The organism is Mycobacterium sp. 4858 (assembly GCF_900240975.1).
GTDB lineage: Bacteria > Actinomycetota > Actinomycetes > Mycobacteriales > Mycobacteriaceae > Mycobacterium.
The window spans coordinates 1,421,738-1,442,489 of record NZ_LT968775.1 but is presented as its reverse complement, the minus strand read 5'-3'; the positions used below and the strand labels follow the sequence as shown (position 1 = coordinate 1,442,489).

The 20,752-nt window shown below is 70.7% G+C and carries 16 protein-coding genes; 6 read left to right on the top strand and 10 right to left on the bottom strand.

What is annotated here, in order from left to right; translation table 11 throughout:
• Positions 1-11: 11 nt before the first annotated feature.
• Positions 12-506, bottom strand: coding sequence for a DoxX family protein (locus tag C1737_RS06745; protein ID WP_102417541.1), 495 nt, complete (start codon positions 504-506; stop codon positions 12-14).
• Complete coding sequence (locus C1737_RS06740; RefSeq protein ID WP_068095106.1) at positions 499-1,773, bottom strand: APC family permease; 1,275 nt, start codon at positions 1,771-1,773, stop codon at positions 499-501. The genes C1737_RS06745 and C1737_RS06740 overlap by 8 nt, the downstream gene beginning before the upstream one ends.
• 64 nt (positions 1,774-1,837) lie before the next feature.
• On the opposite strand from C1737_RS06740, the gene C1737_RS27420 reads away from it, so the two are divergent.
• Together C1737_RS27420 and C1737_RS06730 are read left to right on the top strand one after the other, a co-directional pair.
• On the top strand, positions 1,838-2,578 hold the full coding sequence (locus tag C1737_RS27420; RefSeq protein ID WP_102417540.1) for a metalloregulator ArsR/SmtB family transcription factor: 741 nt from the start codon (positions 1,838-1,840) through the stop codon (positions 2,576-2,578).
• Positions 2,578-4,050: a multicopper oxidase domain-containing protein gene (locus C1737_RS06730; protein WP_102417809.1), complete on the top strand. Its 1,473-nt coding sequence runs from the start codon at positions 2,578-2,580 to the stop codon at positions 4,048-4,050. The genes C1737_RS27420 and C1737_RS06730 overlap by 1 nt, the downstream gene beginning before the upstream one ends.
• Positions 4,051-4,062: 12 nt before the next feature.
• Here C1737_RS06730 and C1737_RS06725 read toward each other — a convergent pair whose 3' ends face one another.
• Entirely contained in the window at positions 4,063-5,187 is a 1,125-nt protein-coding gene (locus tag C1737_RS06725) for an FAD-dependent oxidoreductase (RefSeq protein WP_102417539.1), read from the bottom strand.
• A gap of 104 nt (positions 5,188-5,291) precedes the next feature.
• On the opposite strand from C1737_RS06725, the gene C1737_RS06720 reads away from it, so the two are divergent.
• On the top strand, positions 5,292-6,149 hold the full coding sequence (locus C1737_RS06720) for a hypothetical protein (protein ID WP_197516350.1): 858 nt from the start codon (positions 5,292-5,294) through the stop codon (positions 6,147-6,149).
• A gap of 16 nt (positions 6,150-6,165) precedes the next feature.
• On the opposite strand, the gene C1737_RS06715 is transcribed toward C1737_RS06720, so the two are convergent.
• The gene (locus tag C1737_RS06715) at positions 6,166-7,869 is read right to left on the bottom strand and encodes a 3-ketosteroid-delta-1-dehydrogenase (RefSeq protein ID WP_199182788.1); all 1,704 of its coding nucleotides are present in this window, start codon (positions 7,867-7,869) and stop codon (positions 6,166-6,168) included.
• A gap of 91 nt (positions 7,870-7,960) precedes the next feature.
• Between C1737_RS06715 and C1737_RS06710 the strand changes: the two genes are divergently transcribed.
• On the top strand, positions 7,961-9,103 hold the full coding sequence (locus tag C1737_RS06710; protein ID WP_068098636.1) for a Rieske 2Fe-2S domain-containing protein: 1,143 nt from the start codon (positions 7,961-7,963) through the stop codon (positions 9,101-9,103).
• Positions 9,100-9,402, top strand: coding sequence for a ferredoxin (locus tag C1737_RS06705; RefSeq protein ID WP_102417537.1), 303 nt, complete (start codon positions 9,100-9,102; stop codon positions 9,400-9,402). The genes C1737_RS06710 and C1737_RS06705 overlap by 4 nt, the downstream gene beginning before the upstream one ends.
• Here C1737_RS06705 and C1737_RS06700 read toward each other — a convergent pair.
• The 4 genes from C1737_RS06700 to C1737_RS06685 all read right to left on the bottom strand — a co-directional run bounded on the left by C1737_RS06700 (position 9,386) and on the right by C1737_RS06685 (position 17,736).
• Positions 9,386-13,843 (bottom strand): HAD-IC family P-type ATPase, encoded by a 4,458-nt coding sequence (locus C1737_RS06700; protein ID WP_102417536.1) that lies wholly within the window; start codon positions 13,841-13,843, stop codon positions 9,386-9,388. The genes C1737_RS06705 and C1737_RS06700 overlap by 17 nt on opposite strands.
• Positions 13,844-14,158: 315 nt before the next feature.
• Positions 14,159-15,625: an FAD-dependent oxidoreductase gene (locus C1737_RS06695; protein ID WP_068095218.1), complete on the bottom strand. Its 1,467-nt coding sequence runs from the start codon at positions 15,623-15,625 to the stop codon at positions 14,159-14,161.
• Entirely contained in the window at positions 15,622-16,530 is a 909-nt protein-coding gene (gene bphC / locus C1737_RS06690; protein WP_068095215.1) for a biphenyl-2,3-diol 1,2-dioxygenase, read from the bottom strand. Before bphC ends, C1737_RS06695 begins: the two co-directional genes overlap by 4 nt.
• A 9-nt stretch (positions 16,531-16,539) precedes the next feature.
• Positions 16,540-17,736 (bottom strand): acyl-CoA dehydrogenase family protein, encoded by a 1,197-nt coding sequence (locus tag C1737_RS06685; protein WP_068095213.1) that lies wholly within the window; start codon positions 17,734-17,736, stop codon positions 16,540-16,542.
• 70 nt (positions 17,737-17,806) lie between these two features.
• Between C1737_RS06685 and C1737_RS06680 the strand changes: the two genes are divergently transcribed.
• Positions 17,807-18,277 (top strand): nuclear transport factor 2 family protein, encoded by a 471-nt coding sequence (locus C1737_RS06680; RefSeq protein WP_068095237.1) that lies wholly within the window; start codon positions 17,807-17,809, stop codon positions 18,275-18,277.
• Positions 18,278-18,413: 136 nt separating this feature from the next.
• Here the strand turns inward: C1737_RS06680 and C1737_RS06675 are convergent, their stop codons facing one another.
• Together C1737_RS06675 and C1737_RS06670 are read right to left on the bottom strand one after the other, a co-directional pair.
• Positions 18,414-19,277 (bottom strand): alpha/beta fold hydrolase, encoded by an 864-nt coding sequence (locus C1737_RS06675; RefSeq protein ID WP_197516351.1) that lies wholly within the window; start codon positions 19,275-19,277, stop codon positions 18,414-18,416.
• 57 nt (positions 19,278-19,334) lie between these two features.
• Positions 19,335-20,723: a wax ester/triacylglycerol synthase family O-acyltransferase gene (locus C1737_RS06670; protein ID WP_067922660.1), complete on the bottom strand. Its 1,389-nt coding sequence runs from the start codon at positions 20,721-20,723 to the stop codon at positions 19,335-19,337.
• Between the last annotated feature and the right edge of the window lie 29 nt (positions 20,724-20,752).

Sequence of the window (20,752 nt, the reverse complement as noted above, 5' to 3'; positions counted from 1 at the left end):
CGCGCAAACCCTTAGGTGGTCGTCGGTGGCGACCGCAGCGCCGACCCGGCGAGCCGGGCGTCCAGCGAAAAGGCGCCGGCCCCTGCGAACAGCAGGAACAGGCTGCCGCACAGCTGGGCCAGGTCGACGCGGGATTCGTGGATGAAGTCCCACCACCCGTGTTCGCCGCCGAAGAGCGGGGCCTGGCACCAGAAGAGGGGCAGCTTGGTGATGAACAACGCCCCGAGCATGTCGACGATCATCGGCACGGTGGCCAGCCGGGTCAGCAGCCCGAGGAGGATCAGCGTGCCGCAGCCGATCTCGAAAGCTCCGTCCAGGGTGGCAAAGAACGCAGGCGCCGGGATGCCCGCCTTCTCGAACCTGCCGGTGCCCAGTGCGGCCGGTCGAAGAAACTTCAGAACGCCCTCGCAAGCGAACACCAGTCCCACATAGAAACGAATCAGCACCACCGCGGCCGGGGCGCGCGTCGAGAGCACCGGTGTGAGTCGGGATCCGGGGCTAATCATGTGCGGCCTCCTGGTGATCGGAATCCCTTAAGGCCCGCCGAATCGCGTAGGCGGCGACGCCGACGGCGAGCACCACGAGGCCGGAGAGCACCGACGACAGCGGCATCGCGAACGCCAGAACGACACATCCGAGAAGCCCGATCGCGGGGATCGCGCGGACCGGACGGCCCTCGTCCGGCCGGAGGGTGAACGCGGAGGCGTTGGCGACCGCGTAATAGATCAACACGGCGAACGAGGAGAAGCCGATCGCGCCCCTGAGGTCGACGGCGGCGGCCAACACCGCCACGACGGCGCCGATCAGCAACTCGGCGCGGTGCGGCACCCGGAAACTGGGGTGCACGGCGGTCAGCCCGTGGGGGAGGTGGTGGTCGCGGGCCATGGCCAAGGTGGTGCGCGAGACGCCGAGGATCAATGCCAGCAGCGAGCCCAGCGCCGCGACCGCCGCGCCCACCTGCACGACGGGAACGAGCCAGCCGGTCCCGGCCGCCCGCACGGTGTCAACCAGTGGCGCCGTCGCCTGGCCGAGCCGGCGGGGCCCCAGCATCGAGACCGCGGCCACCGCCACCAGGGCGTAGACGGCCAGGGCGATGCCGAGCGCCAGCGGGATCGCCCGCGGAATGGTGTGCGCCGGGTCGCGCACCTCCTCGCCCAGGGTCGCGATGCGCGCGTAGCCGGCGAAGGCGAAGAACAGCAGCCCGGCGGCCTGAACCACCCCACCGATCGTGGTACCGAACGGGCGAAGTTGTTCGGCGTCGGCCGTTCCCGACGCGAATGAGGCGACGATCACCGCGGCCAGCACGGCCAACACCAGCGCGACGATGACGCGAGTCAGCCACGCCGACTTCTGCACCCCGGCATAGTTCACCGCCGTCAGCGCGACCACCGAGGCGACCGCCACCGCGTGCGCCTGCGACGGCCACGCGTAAGAGCCGACGGTCAGGGCCATCGCCGCGCACGACGCGGTCTTGCCGACGACAAAACCCCAACCCGCCAGATATCCCCAGAAGTCGCCCAACCGCTCGCGGCCGTACACGTAAGTGCCGCCGGAGGCGGGGTAGCGAGCGGCCAGCCGGGCCGAGGAGGTGGCGTTGCAATAGGCCACCAACGCCGCCAACGCCAGGCCCAGCAGCAGGCCGGATCCCGCGGCGCGGGCGGCCGGGCCGAGAGCGGCGAAGATCCCGGCGCCGACCATGGACCCCAGCCCGATCACTACCGCGTCGAACACACCCAGGCTTCGGCGAAGCTCGCCGGTGTCGTTGTCGCCCAATCGGTCTCCTCCCCGCGCACGCAGCGTCTAACCTATCAAATCAACTTGATGTATTGTCCGAGGGGTGCCGGCGACCGATCGGGCTGTGGTTCCCCAGCTGATGCAGATGGCGTCGCACCCGGTGCGCTGGGCGCTGCTGACCGAACTCGCGGGCGGCGACCACCGGGTGCGGGAATTGGCCGCCGCCGTGGGCGAGCCGCAAAATCTCGTCTCGTATCACCTGCGGCTACTGCGCTCGGCCGGCCTGGTCGACGCGCGGCGCAGCAGTTTCGACGGCCGAGACACCTACTACCGCCTGAACCTGGCAGGGTGCGCGGGGGCGTTCCGCGACGCGGCCGCGGCGCTGCATCCCGCCCTGGCGGCCGCGCCGCTCGCCCCGCCGGCGGGACGGTCGGTGCTGTTCCTGTGCACCGGCAACAGCGCGCGCTCACCCATGGCCGAGGCGCTGCTCGAGAGGCGAGGGCAGGGCCGCATTCGCGCCGCGAGCGCGGGCAGCCATCCCAAGCCGCACCTGCACCCGAACGCGGTACGCGTCATGCGTGACAGGTACGGCATCGACCTCGCCGGGCGCCGGCCCCGCCCGTTGACCGCGGTCGCCCGGCGCAGCTTCGATTGCGTGATCACCCTCTGCGACAAGGTCCGCGAGTACGCGCACGACCATGGCCTGGACACGACGACGCACTGGAGCCTGCCCGACCCCTCGGCCGACGGCGCTGGGTACCCGGAATTCGACCGGGTGGCAAGCGAATTGGACGACCGCATCGCATTCCTGCTGCCCGCCCTCGACGCTTCTCCGCGAAGGTGATCACCGTGCCCCTCGATCGGCGTGACTTCTTGAAGTGGGGCGGCCTGGCCGCGCTGGCCGCAAGCGGAAGCACCGGCGCCGTGGCCGCGTGCGCGCCGCCCGCACCGCCCGGCGGCAAGCCCGATTACACGCTGCGGATCGGCACCGCCGCCGTGGAATTGGCCCCGGGTCACGTCGTGTCGACCGTGACCTACAACGGCCAGTTCCCGGGCCCGCTGCTGCGGTTCACCGAGGGCCGTCGAACCACGGTGGAGATCTTCAACGACACGGATTCACCCGAGCAGTTGCACTGGCACGGCCAGCACGTCGGCGTCGACGTCGACGGCTCCGCCGAGGAGGGAACGCCCTACATCCCCGCACACGGCACGCGGCGGGTTTCCTTCGTGCCGGGCCCGGCGGGTTTCCGCTTCTACCACACCCATGTGGTGCCGCGCGCCGACCTGTCCCGCGGCCAATACAGCGGTCTGGTCGGCCCCGTCTACATCGAGCCCCGGCAGAACGTCGGCGCCTACGACCAAGAGATCTTCCTGACGCTCAAGGAATTCGAGCCCAGTCTCACCCGCGGGGGCGACATGGCCGCCGACTTCCTGGCCGGCGACCAGGAGCCGGACCTGAAAGACAAAGGCGAGTCGTCGATGGCGGCGTCGCTGGCCCGCGGCGACCCGCGTGGCTACGAGGTCGGTTACGGGGCGTTCGCCGTCAACGGGCGGATGCTGGGCCACGGCGAGCCGATCTGGGTGCGCACCGGTCAGCGGGTGCTGCTGCACGTGCTGAACGGCAGCGCCACGGAAACCCGGAGCCTGGCGCTGCCGGGCCACACTTTCACCGTGGTCGCGCTGGACGGAAACCCGGTACCCAACGCCGCGTCGGTGCCGGTGCTGTGGCTCGGTGCGGCCGAACGGATTTCGGCCCTGGTCACCATGACCAACCCGGGCGTGTGGGTGCTGGGGGACGTGTCCGACGACGACCGAAACCACGGGATGGGCGTCGTCGTGGAATATGCCGGGCGGGGCGGGGATCCGCAGTGGGCGCCGCCGCCGTCGTTCAAGTGGGATTACCGGCTGTTCGCGCAGCCCGCCCCCCTCCCGCCGCCCGAGCGCACGATCGAGCTGCTGATCGAGAAGCGCAATGCCGCCGACAACGGGTTCAACGTCTGGACCTTCAACGGCACGCCGTTTTCCATGGACACCAATCGGCCGGTGCTCGACGTGCAACGCGGCAAGCGCTACCGGCTGCGCTTCCGCAATGCCAGCGACGACATGCACCCCATGCACCTGCACCGGCACACGTTCGAGATCACCCGAATCGCCGGCACGCCAACGGCCGGCGTGCGCAAGGACGTCGCGATGCTCGGCGGCTACCAGAGCATGGACGTCGACTTCGTCGCCGACCAGCCCGGCCTGTCACTGCTGCATTGCCACCAGCAGATCCACATGGACTACGGGCTCATGCTGCTGCTCAACGGCGGCTGATCCGGCCACTCCTCACGCCAGCGGATTGTTCTCCCGCACACCGCGATACATGCCCCACCTCACGATCCACGGCATCACGACGCGCTCGACCGACCACGACGGGAACCGGAACGCGTGGCCGGTGGGCAGAAAGACCTCCAACCCGTCGGGTTGTATCCCCACCAGCGAGCCCCATCGCCGCGCCGGCGCCCGGTAGGCCCCCAGCCGCCCGCCGCTGAGCTCGGCGCGCACGTTGCGGGCCACCAGCGCGTCGCCGCGGTTGCGGGCCGAGCTGCGCAGGGGATCGGTCGCCGCGACGTCGCCGACCGCGAAGACGCTTCGGTGACCGGGCACTCGCAGCTCCGGCGTCACGCGCACGAAGCCGCGCTCGTCGAGCAGGTCAGGCGGCAGCCAACCGGTGTTGGGCCGCACCCGCCCGATCGCCCACAGCACCGCGTCGGCGCACGCCGGGGGCTGCCCGGTGATCCAGCGCACCGGTTCGCCGGTGATCTCGTCGCCCGCGAACCCGTCGGGCAGTACCGCGCGGTGCCCCGGATGGATGCCCACGCCCAGGCCGCCGAGCCGTCCGCGAAGCCGGCGCCAAATCCGGGGATGGTGCCCCTCCAGCGCGCCTTCCCCGGGGAAGTACAGGTCGATCCGCTTGCCCGGCCAGGTGGTGGCCATGTTGAGCGCGCTGCTCACCGCGGCCGCGCCGCCGCCCACGACGATGATCGAACCGGCGGCCGCCAGCCGGTCATGCGCGATGCGCAGCTCCGCGCCGACCTCGGCGGCCGACTGCAGCGTCGGGCGGCGCCAGAAGCCGTTGCTCACCCCGGTCGAGATGATCAACGCGTCGTACTCCTCGGCCAGGGTCGAGCCGTCGGTGCGTTTGCCAAAGACGGTGCGGGCGGCCAGGTCCACCCCGTTAAGCTCCGCCTGCACCGTCCGCACCCGGTCCAGGCGCCGGAACCGGTCGAACGGAATCCAGTAGTCGCGAGCCCAGTCGTGCGGGCGGGACAGCCGGACGCCGAGTTCCTGACCGCTGACCAGCGCGGGTTTGACGGAAATGCCGACGACATCGGCGTACCCGGAGAGCCGGATCGCGGCCAAGACACCCGCATCTCCGAGCCCGGCAATGACGACGCGCTTGCGGTTCATGCCGTTATCCTGCCTGGGATGGACTTCGGGCCCGCCCGCCGCTCGACCGATTGCCAGGAGCACACCACTTGATCACCTCGCCCAGGAGTGGTCACGCCGAACGCATGACCGACTTGCCGTCGTCGATGCACCCGCGCGCGCGTGCCGCGCTGCGCGCCGCCGTGCGCGCGTCCGCCCCCCGCCCGGCCGCCGCGCGGCGGGCCGCCGGGGGCTTGCAGACGCCGGGCTTGCGGGCGGCGGTGGCGGCGGAGATCCGGTGGGCCTTCACGCCGCCCCGAACCTGGTTGATGGGCGTGGTCGCCAACGTCGTGTTCGCCGCGGCGTGGCTGCTGGTGCAGCCGCTGACGATCGGCCTCCACCACACCGACTGGGTCATCCTGGTGGGCACCTACTTCTCGTCGTGGGTGCTGGCCGACGTCACCACCACCAACCTGCTCGGCGCCGATCACTACCGCGTCCGGCAGGCCCTGGCCGACGGCGTGCCCGTCGGGCGGATCCTGCTGGTCAAGAACCTTGCCCTGCTCGCCATCGTGGGGCTGCCCACCTTGGTGACCGCAATGGTGTTGACGCTCTACCTGGAAACACCGGCACGGCTGGGGATCACGATCCCCACCGTTGCCGTGCCCATCCTGTCCTGGCTCGGGTTGGGCAACCTCATCTCGGTGCTGCACCCGGTCGGCGTCGAGCCGCTGATCCGGCGGTGGCGCCAGCGCGGCGACCGGCGCCGCATCGGCGGCTGGCTGGCGGCCCTGACGCTGCCGTACCTGGTGTACTACGTCGCCGACCCGATGAACGGGGTTGAGCACAAAGTGCTCTGGACCCAGGTGCCGTCGTTGATCTGGCCGGTGTTCGGGCGCGACACCAAGAGCTTCGTGCACCTGGCCATCGCCGTGGCCATCTGGGTCGCCGGAACGGTCGCCGCGCTGGCGTGGGTGCGCAGGCGCGGGGTGACGATCAGGTGATCGGTCACGGCCGGGGCTACCCGGGGCTCGCCGCGTCGCGGGCCGCGATGTAGCCGTAGACCAAGCCCTGCGCGATCGTCGCGCCCGCGCCCGGGTAAGTCGTGCCGAACGCGTTGGCGGCGGCGTTGCCGATCGCGTACAGCCCGGGGATCGCGGTGCCGTCCTCGCGCAGCACCCGCGCTCGTTCGTCGGCCGTCAGCCCACCGCAGGTGCCCAGGTCGCTGAGGGCCATCTTCACCGCATAGAACGGCCCGTTGAGCAGCGGACGCAGGTTGGGGTTCGGCGTGACGGTGGGATCGCCGTAGTACCGGTCGTAGGCGCTGCGGCCCCGGCCGAAATCGGGATCCTGCCCGGCGGAGGCGCTTTCGTTGAACCGGGTCATCGTCGCGACGAACTCGTGGACACCAACGCCGATGCGCGCGGCCAGCTCGGGGAAGCCCTCGGCGCGCACCGCGATGCCCGCGTCGTACCAGGACCGGGGAATCCGCATGCGCGGAAACAGTTCGGCGCCGAACACATAGCTGTTGCGGTACTGCTGATCGAAGACGATCCACATCGCCTCGACGGGGCTGCCCGATCGCTCCAGCTCCAGCAACCGTTGACCGAACGACATGTAGTCGCAGGACTCGTTGGCGAATCGGCGGCCGTTCTGGTCCACGATCAGGCAGCCCGGCAGCGACCGTTCGGCCAGCATCACCCCCGGCGGCCTGCCGGGCAGCGGCGCGATGGCGGGGAACCACCACGCCTGATCCATCAGGCCGAGGCCGGCGCCGACGTCCTGCGCCGCGCGGATCCCCTCCCCGGTGTTGGTCTCGGCGCCCAGGCTGAGGTTGGCCTCCAGCGACTCGGTCTGGAACTTCCGCCGCATCTCCATGTTGTGGTCGAACCCGCCGGTGGCCAGCACCACGCCGCGCCGGGCGGTGATCGTCACCCCGCGGCCGTCATGGCCGACGACCGCGCCGGTCACGCGGTGGGCGTCGGCGGTCAGGCGTAGCAGCGGGGTGTCGGTCCACACCGGGATGCCGGCGCGCAGCACGCCGGCGAACAGGCCGGCCGCCAGCGCCTGCCCGCCCGCCGCGTAGCGGCGGCCCAGCAGCCGCCCGCCGAGTCCTTGGGCCACCCGCTTGGCGAACGTCGGGACGCCGCGGCGCGGCACCCGCGCGACCAGGTTCATCCACCGGTAGTCGGCGCCCGTCGTCGGTATCGAGAAGCCGGCCTCCAGCACGCCCGGCCGCAGCTGGGTGCGGTGGTTGCCGAGGATCGACGTGTCCAGCGGATAAGACTCGCAGGTGCGGCCCGCGGCGCTGCCGCCCGGCTCCTCGGGGTGGTAGTCGGAGTAGTCGCGCGCCCAGAACAGGCGCAGGGGAGTCGTGCGGCGCAGCATGTCGACCGTCGCGGGCACATGTGCCAGGAACGCGGCCGACCGTTGCCCGGGCGCCGACCCGGCGACCACCGCTTCCAGGTAGGCGGCCGCGCGTTCGGCGGTGTCGTTGGCGCCGGCGTCGCGCAGCACGGGGCAGGCGGGTAGCCACAGCGCGCCGCCGGAGCGGGCCGTCGAGCCACCGACGTACGGCGACTTCTCCACGATCAGCACCGAGAGCCCGTCCTCGTGGGCGGCCAGCGCGGCGGCCATGCCGGTGCCCGAGCCGACCACCATCAGGTCGACCGTCGTATCGGTCACCGGCAGGCCGGCCGGGATGGTCGCGCTGCGCTGGCTCACGGTGTGAACGGTATGCCGGGGCGGGGTGGCAGAGGAAGAGGCGGGAACAAGTGGCCCCACAAGGCGGGCCGCAGGCGTTAAATCAAGGGTTATGACGTCGCAGTCGGAGGCCGACGAGGTTCGGCTCATCGAAGCGCAGCCCGCCCCCGCCCGGTTTGCCCGCGGTTGGCACTGTCTGGGCCTGATCCGGGACTTCGGTGACGGCAAACCCCACCCCATCAACGCCTTCGGCCAGAAGCTGGTCGTGTTCCGCAGCGGGGACGGCGAGATCAACGTGCTCGACGGCTACTGCCGGCACATGGGCGGTGACCTGTCGCGGGGCGAGGTCAAAGGCAACGAGATCGCCTGCCCCTTCCACGACTGGCGCTGGGGCGGCGACGGCCGATGCAAGCAGGTGCCCTACGCCAGGCGCACCCCGCGGCTGGCCCGCACGCGGGCCTGGACCACCCTGCAGCAGGACGGCATGTTGTTCCTGTGGAACGACCCCGAGGGCAACCCGCCGCCGCCCGGGGTCACGATCCCGCGCATCGAGGGTGCGACCAGCGACGACTGGACCGACTGGCACTGGTACACCACCGTGGTGGGCAGCAACTGCCGCGAAATCATCGACAACGTCGTGGACATGGCGCACTTCTTCTACATCCACGGCTCGCTGCCCACGTATTTCAAGAACATCTTCGAAGGCCACGTGGCGACCCAGTACATGAACGGCGAGGGCCGTCCCGACCTCGGCGGCACGGTGGGCGCCGAGATGCTGGGCACCACGTCGGTCGCGTCCTACTACGGCCCGTCCTTCATGATCGACGACCTCACCTACCACTACCGGACCGGTGACGCGCAATCGATTCTGATCAATTGCCACTACCCGATCGACGCGAATTCCTTTGTGCTGCAGTACGGCATCATCGTGAAGAAGTCGGACGCCATGCCCGCCGACCAGGCCATGCAGACCGCGATCAAACTCGGCGACTACATCAAGCTGGGGTTCGAACAGGACGTGCAGATCTGGCGGCACAAGGTGCGCATCGACAATCCGCTGCTGGTCGAGGAGGACGGCCCGGTGTACCAGCTCCGGCGCTGGTATCAGCAGTTCTACGTCGACGCCGCCGACGTGGCGCCGGACATGGTGGATCGCTTCGAATTCGAGCTCGACACCACCCGGCCGTACGAGGCGTGGATGAAAGAGGTTGAGGACAACATGGCGGCCCAGGCGGGCGCCGCGGGTCCGCGATGACGCTGGAGTCGTCCGTCCGGACGGACAACCGGCTCGACGAGATGCCGATGGTCCCGGTGGCGTGCCGTGACTGCGGCGCCCGCGTGCTGGCGCGCAAGAGCACCTGGAACCAGACCAGCGTGCAGTGGAACGCCGACGCGACGGCCCGGTGCGCCGAGCTCGCCGAGGCGCGCAAGATCTCCGTGCACGCCGGCCGCGGTGTGTTCCTGGCGTGCTCGGCGTTGAGCGAATCGATCCTGGACGCCGTGCGCCGGGGCGCCCTGGCGATCGTCGACGAGCGGCTCATGGACGATCGCTGACGGCCTCCCCGGAGGCCCGATGCTGGTGCTGGTCCACCAGTTTCAGCGCGGGCGCGGTCCTCGCGGGTCCGGCCAGGGCCGCGGTATGCGGCGCGCGGCCCCGCTTGTCCCGGGGCGGTTCCTCGGGCGAGCCGGGTAGCTGCCCGCCGGGCGCCGGGTCGTCATTCGTGAGCGGTGACTCCGGGTCCCGGCTGCCCGAGCGCAAGCGATTGGTGGCGGCGACGGCGAGGACCGCGGCCGCGGAGGTGCCGAGCCCCTGCGCCCAGCCCACCGGGCCGACCGGTGTGCAGCCCAGCAGTTGGCTGATCCCCGGTGTGGTGATCATCGCGGCGAATGCGGCGAACGAGCCGGCCGCGGTGAGCAGCACCAGGGGCGCATGCGAGTCGACCACGGTCTGGCCGAGCTCGACGGCGACCAGTGAGATCAGCGCGACGGTGGACGCCCGCCGGGGCAGGCCGGTGACCGACGCCATCGCCCAGGCCGCCGTGGCAGCGGTCGCGGTGAGGGCCCCGCGCGCGGCCACGGTGCGCCGCAGCGCCCGCTCGTCGATGCCGCGCCCGACGCGTTGCACCGGCCCGGCGGGCGTGCTGACCGCGACCGCGGTCGCAGGCAACGCGTCGGTGAGCATGTTGATCAGCAGCAGTTGGCGAGTGTTCAGCGGCGAGGTCCCCGTTATCGCCGTGCCGATCACCGAGAAGATCACCTCGCCGGCGTTGCCGCCGAGCAGGCCGGCCACGGCCGCCTGCACACCGCGCCACAGCCGGCGGCCCTCGTCGACGGCGGCCACCAGCGTCTCGATGCGCCCGTCGGTCAGCACCACGTCGGCGGTGGTGTGGGCGGAGTCGCTGCCGCGTGCGACCACACCGACCCCCACGCTCGCCGCCCGGATCGCGGCGGCGTCGTTGGCGCCGTCACCCACCATGGCGCACACCCGCCCGGCGCGCTCGAGGGTCTGGACCACCTGCACCTTGTTCTCCGGCGACATCCGGGCAAAGATCACCCGTTCGGACACCGCGCGCAGCTGATCGTGGCGTGACAGGGCGTTCCACTCGGCCCCGGTGATCACCTGGTCGCCGCTCACCGGCACGCCCAGCTCGCGGGCGATGGCGGCGGCGGTGACGGGATGGTCGCCGGTGATCAGGCGGATGGCCACGCCCCGGTCGGCCAGGTCGGCCAGCAACTGAGGCGCCTGGGCGCGCGGGGTATCCGAGAGGCCCAGAAATCCCGTCAGCGTCAACCCCGCGCCGCACACCTCGGTGAGGCCGTCGGGGTCTTCCCGCAGCGACCGCGCCTGCTGAGCGCTCAGGCGGCGTTGGGCCACGGCGATCACCCGAAGACCTGCGGTCGTCAGCGCGGCAACCGCGTCCTCCGCCTCCGCGCCCACCTCCCGGCACGCCGCCAGGACCACTTCCGGTGCGCCTTTGACCGTCACGTGCGTGCCGGTCGCCGAGGCGGAGAATGCCCTGCCGGACCGGAACGGCAGATGCGCGTCCGGCGTGGGTCGCGCGCCGGAGGCCGCCGCGTCCGCCGCCTTGATGATGGCTTCGTCGGTGGCGTGGACGTGCGGATTGCCGTCGTCCGCCGGCGCGGCCTGCGCGGCGCACCGCAAGACGTCGTCGCGCGAATGCCCGCCGGCCGGATGCACCTCGACCACCCGAAGGCGGTTCTCGCTCAGCGTCCCGGTCTTGTCGAAGCAGACCACCTCGACGCGGCCGAGCGCCTCGGCCGCTCGCGGGACTCGCACCAGCGCGCCGGCTTCGCCCAGCCGCTGCGCCGACGCGGACTGCGCGAGGGTCGCCATCAAGGGCATGCCCTCCGGGATGGCCGCCACCGAGACCGCGATGGCGCTGCTCAGCGCTTGGCGCAGGCCGCCGGCGCGCAGCAGGCCGAGGGCGCCGACAGCGACGCCGCCGCCCGCGCTGAAGGGGAACGCGCGGCTCATCAGCTGGCTGAGTTGATGATGCAGGCCGACGGTGGGCAGGTCCCCGGAGGCCAGTTCGGCGGCGCGACGCGTCTGGGTGTCCGCGCCGACGGCGGTGACCACCGCGACTGCGGTGCCCGCCACCACGGTGGTTCCGGCGTAGATCATGCAGCGACGTTCGGCCAGTTCGGCCCCCGGTGTGGCCTCGACCTGCTTCTGGACCGAGAGGGACTCGCCGGTGAGCGACGATTCGTCGACCTCGAGGTCGTGCGCCTCGATCACCCGGGCGTCCGCGGGCACCACCTCGTCGCTGCGCACCTCGATCACGTCGCCGGGCCGCAACTGCTCGACCACGACGTCACGGTAGCCGCGCTCGGCGGTGACCAACCGCGCCGGCGGCGCCTGCTGAGCCAGCAGGCGGGTCAGCCGGTTTTCGGCCTGCAGCTGTTGGTAGGTCGACAGCATCGCGTTCCCGGTCAGCACGGTGCCGACCAGTAGCGCGTCGGCCGGTGACCCCAACACCGCGGTCGCGGTCGAACACAACGCGAGGACCGGGGTCAACGGGTCGCCGGTCAGCTCGGCGCCGGCGGCTTTGACGAAATCCCATGCCGCGCCGGGGAACCGTGCGCCGCGTGGCTCGGATTCCGTCGCGGCAGAACACTCGTCGGAGTCGCGCAGCGTCGCCAATACGTCGCGGACCCGCTCGGCGGACATCGCATGCCATTCGTGGGCCGGCGCGGGCCGGGGGATCGGGGTGCCGATCGTGCGGCGCGCCAGCAGATATCCCGACAGGATCCCCGCGACGGCTCCGACGGTCACCGGGCCCGGTCCCCGCAACCTGCGCACCCCGGGCACCATGAACAGCGCGCCCAGCGCCGACGCGCCCACCGATATCGCGATGCCCTGCTGGCTCGCCCTGCGCGCCGCGGGCAACGCATGCAACACCCGCCAGGCCGCCGCGAGGTCCTCCATCATCAGGTCCGCGTGCCAGGGCGGCGGCCCATCGGCGTCGGGCTTGATCCCCAGCGCCAGGTCGGCGGCCGAAAGGGCTTGTGCGGCAGCCGAGGACAGCACGGCGACCGTGCGCCCTCCCCGTTGCAGCTCGGCCACCGCATCGGTGAGCGCGTCGTCGATGCGGCCATCGCCGACCGGCCGGATGTCATCGAACGCCTGCCGCAAGTCGCCGAGCAGGTCGGTGTCGACCGACACCAGCCGAGCGCCGGAGTCGCGCGCCTGGGTCATCATCGCGGAGGCCAGCGGGTGAGCGGCCGGGGCGATCAGCGCCTCGACCGCGCCGTTGCCGTCGATCGCATGGATCGGGTGCCAGCCCGCGGCCGCGCCGTCGTCGAGGAGTCCCTGCGCGCGGGTCCACGCGCTGAGCAACTCGTCGTCGCCGGCGCCGCGGACGCGCACCACCCGCATCTGAGCGCCACACAACACGCGCGGATCGATCAGTAGCGCATCGACCTTGTGGAGCCGGCGCAAACCCTCCGGGCGCAGCGCCAGCACCGCGTGCCGGTCCGCCAAGCCCCGCCCGAGGGTGGTCGCGAACGCCTCATGCGTGGTGCGCATCGCCTTCGGGGAAGCCGCCAGGGCCGCATTGGAGGCCATCGTGACGTTGCGGGTGAGGGCCCCGGTCAGGCCGACACCGATCAGCTGCCCCCACGCCGCGCGCGTGCCGTGCCGCTCGATCGGCCCAGCCGGTGCCCGGACCGGGCGCGGTGCGCGGTGCACCCCCGAATCCTGGGCGTGCCGGGCCAACTCCGGCTCGTAGCGGTCCCATGCCCGCGCCGCCGCGCGGCACTCGGCGGCCTTGAAGGCCTGCATCGTCAGGTCCACCGACAGTTTCGCCGGCGACAGCGTGACCACGTGCGCGACCATGCCGGTGACCGACAACGCCCTGTCCGTCGCGCCGGGTCCGATCCCGGCCTCGAGCGCACGGCGCACCCACGGTTGATGATTCGCGATCGCGGACACCGCCTCGACAGCGATCGGCGCCGCCGGCAACCGCAACGCCCGCCCCGCGAGGGCGACCGTGAACGCGGCGGCATTGGCGGCCACCATCGCGCCACGTGCCGCCAGCAGCAGACCGTCACCGGGCAGACTCTCCCCGCGGGTGAATCCCGTTGCACCGCAATCTGATTCGACTTCATCGAGCGCAGAGCAGAGGTCGTTCAGCGACGCTCCGTCGGGGTCGGTCTCGACGACCACCCGCGACAGCGGGAGATTCAGGCTGGCGTTCGCGACGCCGGGCTGTGCCCGCAGCGCATCAACGACGGCTCGGGCCCGCGCCGCGCCGTCGATTCCGCGGACCTCGATCCACATGCGACCGTCACCGCGCCCGGTACGCCGGGTCAGCGTGGAGCGGGAAACCTCACCCGAGAGCAGCTTTGCGCCCACCCGGACCGGCAGGGCGGCAACATCGAGGCCGGCGGCGGCGAGTCTGCCGGCCGCATCGCCAACCCCCGCGGCGGCGCCGAGCGCGGTCGACGCCACCCGCAACGGCGAAAGTTGTCGCACACGCAACCCCTTTCACACGACGAATGGTTGGTTCGCGGCTATCCGCGGGGAGGCCGCCGATCGACGCTGGCCGGGGCTGCAAACCCGACCAACCTAACCCGCGGTTAAGGGGCCAGCAACTTGAGGCGAATCCGAGTAAAGAACATGTAAAAAGTGATCGATGCTGTTGGGGGCATTCGATCAAATTGTTCGGGTCGCCTGATTCATATTTAGAGCAAACCCTCAGAGGCTGTCGCTGTCACCGTACCGCGGCGTAGCGTCATCGCGACCCATCGCGCCGCGTTTCGCCGTGGGAGATCGCGCTCGCGACGGGGGTCAACCCCGGGCGGCCGATCGGCCCGCGCGGCGGCCGTAGAAGCTGCCGTCGCCGAGTGAGATGCCGCTGGCGTAGCCCCAGGCGGCGAGCCCGGCGGTGCAACGGCCGGCGGCGAAGAGGCCGGGGATGGGTTGGCCGCTGACGTGGAGCACTTCGGCGTCGAGCGTGGTGGCCAGCCCGCCGAGGGTGAAGCCGCCGGTGTTCTCGCGCAGGTCGATGGCGCCGACCGGGGAGCTGATGGGCTTGAGCCATTCGGGTTTCTTGTGCAGCAGGGGGTCCTCGCCGTGGGCGGCGCCCGCGTTGTAGGCGGCCACGGTCGCCTGCAGGCAACCGGGCGCCAGGCCCATGTCGCGTTCGAGGTCGGCGACGGTGTCGGCCACCCAGGTCGCCTCGCGAAGCATGAATTTCGGAGACCACGAGGCCTTGGCCTCTTGTTGGGCGTCGTCGTCGATGATCAGGTAGGCGGTGTTGTCCTGCTGGTAGAGCGTGAGTTGGCCGATGCGGCCGGGGTAGGTGTCCTCGGCGACGTAGCGCTGGCCGCGGCCGTTGACCAGGATGCCGCGCACCAGCTGCTGCGGGTCGATGAAGATCGCGACCTCGGTGGCGTCCATGTGCGCCAGGTCGGCGCCCAGCGCCTGGGCCATCCGGATCGCCTGGCCGTCGTGCTGCTCGATGGAGGCGGCCGGGCGACCCGCGATTCGCGGCGCGTAGCGGGCGACCATCGCGTCGTTGTAGGCGAAGCTGCCCGTCGCGAGCACGACGCCGCGACGCGCGCGAAACGACATCTCGCTGCCGTACCGGCGCGCGCGGATGCCGACCACCCGACCGTCGGCTTCGACGATGAGGCGCTGCACCCGCACGTCGTAGACCGCACGCGCGCCGGCCGCGGTGGCGGTCTCGACGAGCGGCTTCATCAGCATGTAGCCGGCGCTGGCCTCGCCCTGCTTCTTGTTGGACATCTGCGGGACGTGCCCACGCGGGGCGGGGGAGGCGACGGTGTTGAAGGGGTAGGCGTTTTCCCCGCCGCTGTACATCAGGCCCTGGTCGCCCATCGGTTCCCAGCCGGGTTCGGCGAAGAACTCGGCCTTGAACGGCACGCCGCAGCCGACGAGCCACTCGTAGTGGGCGACGCTGCCGGCGCAGTAGTCGGCGATGCGGTTCGCGTCTGCGCCGGGTCCCATCGCGACGTTGAGGAACGCCGCCATGTTGTCCACGGAATCCTCGAAGCCGCAGGCCTTTTGCAGCGGGGTGCCGCCGCCGAGGTAGATGAACCCGCCGGCCATCGCCGCCGCGCCGCCCCAGGATCCCGTGCGTTCCAGTACCAGCACGTCGGCGCCGCCACGCGCCGCCTCCACCGCCGCGGCGGCCCCGGCCACGCCGTAGCCGGCGACGACCACGTCGGCCTCGTCATCCCACGACGTGATCGAGGAGGCCGGGATCGGGGTGACCTCGGTATCGGGCGTCATAACCGCATGGCCGCGGGCATGTCGCCGATCCACTGGTGGCCCCAGTAGCTGTCGGCGGTGATTTCCTCTGCGGTGTAATAGCTTTCGTCGACGCGCATGCCGTCGGTGCCGAATTCGATGTCCCAGTCACCGGGCGCGCGGACGTAGAACGACACCATCTTGTCGTTGGTGTGCCGGCCCAGGGTGGAGGACAGCTGGAAGCCGTCGGCGTTGACCCGGTCCAGGGCCTGCCCGACGGCGTCGAGGCTGTCGACCTCGACCATGATGTGCACCACGCGCGGGTCGCGCTGGTGTGCGGCCGGCACGATCGCCAGGCTGTGGTGTCGCTCGTTGATGCCCAGGAACCGAACCCGCACGGGCCCAAACTCTTTCGGCAGCGGCACCCGGAACGCGCCGCGGGACCGGAAACCCAGCACCTCGGTGTAGAAGTCGAACAGCGCGCCGGGGTCGGTGGCGGGTATGACCACGTGGCCCATGCCCTGGTCGCCGGTGACGAATCTCGCGCCGAACGGGGTGACGACCGGGCTGTGGTCGAGCACCGCACCGTGGAACACCTCGAGCGTGGTGCCGGCCGGGTCCTCGAAGGTGATCACCTCTTCCACCCGGCGTTGCTCGGCCTCGTCGGTGGACAGCTGCTTGAACGGGGTCCCGGCGGTGTCCAGGGTGGCCTTCACCCGTTGCAGGGCAGCGCGGTCGCGCACCTCCCAGCCGACGGTGAGCACCCGGTCGCTGTCGCCGGGCACCACGATCAGCCGGGCTGCGCGCTCGTCCATCCGCAGATACAGCGCGTCGGGGTCGGGGCCCTTGCCCTCGGCGAAACCCAGCACGCCGAAGGCGAAGTGCCGCCAACGGTCGACGTCGTTCGTCGAAACGGTGATGTAGCCCAGGCTTTTCAGATCGGTCAACGCGCTCTCCTAGATCAAAGCCCGCAGGGGGCCCTCGGGCGGATCGATACCCAGCGAACTCAGCGCCGACGCGTGATAGGCGGTGCCGGGGACGTGGATGGCGTGCAGGTGGCCGACGTGCACGTCGCGCCAATACCGTTGCAGCGGCTTGTCCATGCGTGCCGCGTTGCCGCCCGAGCGGGCGAAGATCTCGTCGACCGCCGCCACCGCGCGCCACACCGCGCGGATCTGGGTGCGCCGCCCGGCCGCGCGGTCGGCGAACGACACCTCCTTGCCGGCGGCGACCATGTCGTAGATGCGGTCGGCGTTGGCCAGCAGTTCCTGGCGGGCGGCGTTGATGTCGGCGGCGGCCTCGCCGATCGCGTGCATCACGTAGGGGTCGTCCTTGATCGCGGTTCCGGTGGCGCCGACGCGCCCGCGCTGGTAATCCAGGTGCGCGGCCAGCGCGCCCTCGGCGATGCCGATGGTCGCCGCGGAGATGCCCAGGGGGAACATCGTCGACCACGGCATCAGGTACAGCGGTTCGGTCATGCCGGCCTCACGCTGGGCGGTGCCGTCCATCACCTTGGTCGCGTCCATCGTCCGGTAGGACGGGACGAACGCGTCGGAGACGATGACGTCCTTGGAGCCGGTTCCCCGCAGCCCCACCACGTTCCACGAGTCCTCGACGATCTCGTAGTCCTTGCGCGGCAGGATCATGTGCAACATCTGCGGCGGCATGATCGGAATGCCCTTGTCGTCGCCCAGCATCGCGCCCAGGATGATCCAGTCGCAGTGGTCGGTGCCCGAGCTGAACTGCCATCGGCCGTTGAACAAATAGCCGCCGTCGACCGGCCTGGCCACCCCCTGCGGCGCGTAGGGGGAGGCCATCCACGTGTCGACGTCGTCGGCCCAGATCTCGGCGGCCACCTTCGGATCCGCGTAGGCCAACTGGTAGGGGTGCACGCCCACCACGCCGACGATCCAGCCGGCGGCCGGGTCCAGCGCCGCGGTCGCCATCGTCGTCTCGGCGAACTCGCGCGGGTGGACCTCGAAGCCTTGATACTGCTTGGTCTGCAGCATCCGGATCAGGCCCGCGCCCTTCATCAGCTTGACCGTGTCGTCGGTGAGCCGGCCGATCCGCTCGGCTTCGGCGGCCTGGTCGCGCAGCTGGTCGCCTAGTTCAATGACCCGGTCGATTACCCGGTTCGGAACCCGCTCGCTCATGCAGTTCGTCCTAACGTGTGAGGGCTTAGTAATGGTCTACCGCAGTAACCCCGACGATGAGGAGAAAACCATGACCGATGTCGACGACATCGCGGCACGGCTGCGCCGACTCGAGGACGAACGCGACATCGCCCGCCTCATCGCCTCCTACGGCCCGGCGGTGGATGCGGGGGACGCCGAAGCGGCCGCGCGTTTGTGGACGCGCGACGGCAGCTACGACGTCGACGGCTGGCGCATGGAGGGCCGCGCGGAGGTGCGCGCCATGGTGCAGTCGCCGGCCCACCAGAACCTGGTGGCCAAGGGGTGCTGTCACTTCCTCGGACCGTGCGTCGTCACCGTGAGCGGCGACTCAGCGGTGGCGGTGTGCGAGTCGTTGGTGCTGGTCCGAGACGGCGACGGCTATCGGGTATGGCGTTGCGCGGCAAACCATTTCACGCTGCTGCGGATCGACGGCGAGTGGCGGATCGGCGTCCGCACCACCCGTGTCCTGGACGGCAATCCGGACGCGCGCGCGTTGCTGACCCAAGGCCTCGCCGGCTAGGCCGTCGAAATCGACGTTAGCGCCAACTCTTCTCACACTTTTCCGCGCTGGCGTCGATTTCGAGGGGAGACACGGGCGTCGGCGTGTAGATGGCATCGACCCGCTTCGCCCGGCTTCGCCGCGCTGGCCGTCGCCGCTAGCCCCGCGAGAGGAACGCCAGCACGACGCTCTCGAACGCCTCCCGGGCCTCGATCATCGCCCAGTGCCCGGAATTGGGGAAGATGTGCAGCTCCGCGTTGGGGATGGTGCGCATCGGGATGAGGGCCATGTCCGGCGGGCTCACCCGGTCGTCGCGTCCCCACGTCAGCAGGGTGGGCGCGGTCAGCTTGTGCATGACGGCCCACGGCATCGGGCGGTCGGAGGCGGCCATCGCGGCGTTCATCGCGGCGAAGGCCGCCTTCCCGTACATGCGGCGCGCCGCGGCCAGCGTGTCCGGGTCGGTGGCCAGCTCCCAGCGTTCCGCGATCAGCTCCTCGGTGATCAGCGCCTGGTCGTAGACCATCGACTTGAGCCAGTCGACCAGCCGCTGCCGGGTGGGGTCCTCGACGAACTCCTGCAGCAGCCGGATGCCCTCGCTCGGGCTCGGGCTGAAGATGTTGGTCCCGATGCCGCCGATGGTCACCAATCGGTCGACGCGGTCGGGGTTGTGGGTGGCGAAGTTGATGCCGACCCCGCCGCCCATCGAATTGCCGACGATGTGCACCTTCCGGACCTCGAGCGCGTCCAGGAAGGGCGACACGGTCCCGAACGCGGTGACCATCGGGTGGCCGCCGAAGTCGTCGCTGACACCGAAGCCGGGAAACTCCAGGATCAGGCAGCGGAACCGCTCGGCGAACGCGGGCAGGATGCCGCGAAAGTTGCGCCATCCGGTGACGCCCGGGCCGGAGCCGTGCAGGAACAGCAGCACCGGGGCGGATTCCGGGCCGGTGTCGTAGTAACGCAAAGCGCCCTTGGGAGTGCTGATTTCACGCAGGTCATGTTGCGCAACGGTGTGTGCCACGGAAGTCACCTTGCCATGCCACGGCCGCGTGGTCCGACGGGGCTGCGCGGGCCGGGTTTAATCGTGGCTGGGTTCGCTGCAATTCAGCAGCTCTTTGAGCGCGGCGGGGAAGGCGTCGGCGACGTCCCACAGGTCGGCGACCAGGTCGGGGCAGGCGATGAGGCCGATGCCGAGCCGCCCGTTGAGCGACATCACGGTGATGTTGAGTCCGGCGCCGGCGATGATCGGGCCGAGCGGGTACATGGCGTCGAGCCGGCAGCCCAGGAAGTAGAGCTGTTCCTGCGGGCCGGGCACGTTGGACATCACCAGGTTGTGCGGCGGCTTCTCAGGCAGGGGTATGCGCGGCAGCAGCTTCATCGCGGCGCCGAACATCGTCTGTCCGGCCACCTGCGTCCAGTCCTGCAGCAGGCTGGGACCGAGGGCGGCGGCGTGCTCCTTGGCGGCGGTGTTGCCTTCGGCGATGCTGCGCAGTCGTTGCGCCGGGTCGTCGATGTGGGTTTCCAGCCGGCACAGCATCCAGGTGGTCTGGTTGCGGCCCGGCCGGTCCGATTTGCCCCGGACCGAAACCGGCACACTGGCCACCAGCGGCCTGTCGGTCAGTTCGCCCCGCTCCAGCAAGAACTGCCGCAGCGCCCCCGCGCACAGCGCGGTGACCACGTCGTTGACGGTGACGCCGAACCTGTTCTTGACCTTCTTGACGTCTTCAAGGTCCAGGCTGGCCAAGGCGACGTTGCGGCGTTTGGTGAAGCGGCCGCTGAAAGGCGTCGGCGGCCCGGCGAAGGGGGCCGCCATGGTGTGTCCACCGCCGCGGGCGCGCAGCACCGTCTGGGCCAGCGTCAGCGCGGTCGTCGGCAACACCTTGGCCAGGCGCCACGGCCGCAGCCCGGCGGCGACCAGCCCGGAGGCGGCGATCAGCAGGGGATTCGCCGCGCCGACGCGGGTGGCGGGTTCCGGCGCCGGGGCGTCGGGCGCGCTGCTGCACAACTGGGCCAACAGGTTGGCCCCACCCACCCCGTCCACCACCGCGTGGTGAACCTTGAGGACGACGGCCAGCGCCTCGTTGCCGTGCAGGCCCTCGATCACCCACATCTCCCACAGCGGTCGATCGCGATCGAGTGGGAGCCCGGCGACGTGACCACAGATCTCCGCTAACTCCCGGGGCCCGCCGGGCGCCGGGACCGCAGCACGGTGCAGATGCCGCCCGAGGTCGAAATCATCGTCGTCGGTCCACACCGGATGGTCGAGGTTCAGTTGGCTGTCGGCCAGCTTGAGACGGAATTCCGGCACCGCGTCCAGCCGCGCCGACAGCGCTTCATGCAACCGGCCGAATGTGTAGCCACCCGGCATGGTCGACGGGTCCAACTCCAGCACGCAGCAAACGTTCAAGGGCTGCGTCGGTGATTCCATGTACAGGAAGAACGCGTCAAAACCGCTCAGTCGTTCCATATCCGCTCGTCTCGTCGGTGCGGCTATGA

Bases quoted from the DNA above. Each gene is read 5' to 3' on its own strand.
- C1737_RS06745 (WP_102417541.1), bottom strand. From the start codon at position 506: ATGATTAGCCCCGGATCCCGACTCACACCGGTGCTCTCGACGCGCGCC.
- C1737_RS06725 (WP_102417539.1), bottom strand. From the start codon at position 5,187: ATGAACCGCAAGCGCGTCGTCATTGCCGGGCTCGGAGATGCGGGTGTC.
- C1737_RS06720 (WP_197516350.1), top strand. From the start codon at position 5,292: ATGACCGACTTGCCGTCGTCGATGCACCCGCGCGCGCGTGCCGCGCTG.
- C1737_RS06710 (WP_068098636.1), top strand. From the start codon at position 7,961: ATGACGTCGCAGTCGGAGGCCGACGAGGTTCGGCTCATCGAAGCGCAG.
- C1737_RS06705 (WP_102417537.1), top strand. From the start codon at position 9,100: ATGACGCTGGAGTCGTCCGTCCGGACGGACAACCGGCTCGACGAGATG.
- C1737_RS06695 (WP_068095218.1), bottom strand. From the start codon at position 15,625: ATGACGCCCGATACCGAGGTCACCCCGATCCCGGCCTCCTCGATCACG.
- C1737_RS06685 (WP_068095213.1), bottom strand. From the start codon at position 17,736: ATGAGCGAGCGGGTTCCGAACCGGGTAATCGACCGGGTCATTGAACTA.
- C1737_RS06680 (WP_068095237.1), top strand. From the start codon at position 17,807: ATGACCGATGTCGACGACATCGCGGCACGGCTGCGCCGACTCGAGGAC.
- C1737_RS06670 (WP_067922660.1), bottom strand. From the start codon at position 20,723: ATGGAACGACTGAGCGGTTTTGACGCGTTCTTCCTGTACATGGAATCA.